1 protein-coding gene is annotated in these 716 nt (G+C 42.0%); it reads left to right on the forward strand.

Annotation, left to right across the window (positions count from 1 at the left end):
- Positions 1 to 716, forward strand: a 716-nt coding sequence (locus tag J3U35_RS06510) for an elongation factor Tu (RefSeq protein WP_267360325.1), incomplete at its 3' end; no start/stop codon positions are given.

A 716-nucleotide genomic window follows, 5' to 3' on the forward strand; every position in this document is an offset into this window, starting at 1 on the left:
ATGTCTAAAGAAAAATTTGAACGTACAAAACCCCACGTTAACGTTGGTACAATCGGCCACGTTGACCATGGTAAAACAACTTTAACTGCTGCAATTACTTCTGTTCTTGCTAAAAAATACGGTGGACAAGCTCGTGCATTCGATCAAATCGATAACGCACCAGAAGAAAAAGCACGTGGTATTACCATCAATACTTCACACGTTGAATACGATACACCAACTCGTCACTACGCACACGTAGACTGCCCAGGCCATGCTGACTATGTTAAAAACATGATCACTGGTGCAGCGCAAATGGACGGTGCTATTTTAGTAGTAGCAGCAACTGATGGTCCTATGCCACAAACTCGTGAGCACATCCTTTTAGGTCGTCAAGTAGGTGTTCCTTACATCATCGTATTCTTAAACAAATGTGATATGGTTGATGATGAAGAGTTATTAGAATTAGTTGAAATGGAAGTACGTGAACTTCTATCTCAATACGACTTCCCGGGTGATGATACACCAGTTATTCGTGGTTCAGCGTTAAAAGCGTTAGAAGGCGACGCAGCATGGGAAGACAAAATTGTTGAATTAGCGGAAGCGTTAGACACTTATATCCCAGAGCCACAACGTGACATCGACAAACCATTCCTATTACCAATTGAAGACGTGTTCTCAATTTCAGGTCGTGGTACAGTGGTAACAGGTCGTGTAGAAAGCGGTATTATCAAAGT

The sequence above is a fragment of the Gilliamella sp. B2717 genome, assembly GCF_026536675.1.
GTDB classification, from domain to species: domain Bacteria; phylum Pseudomonadota; class Gammaproteobacteria; order Enterobacterales; family Orbaceae; genus Gilliamella; species Gilliamella apicola_I.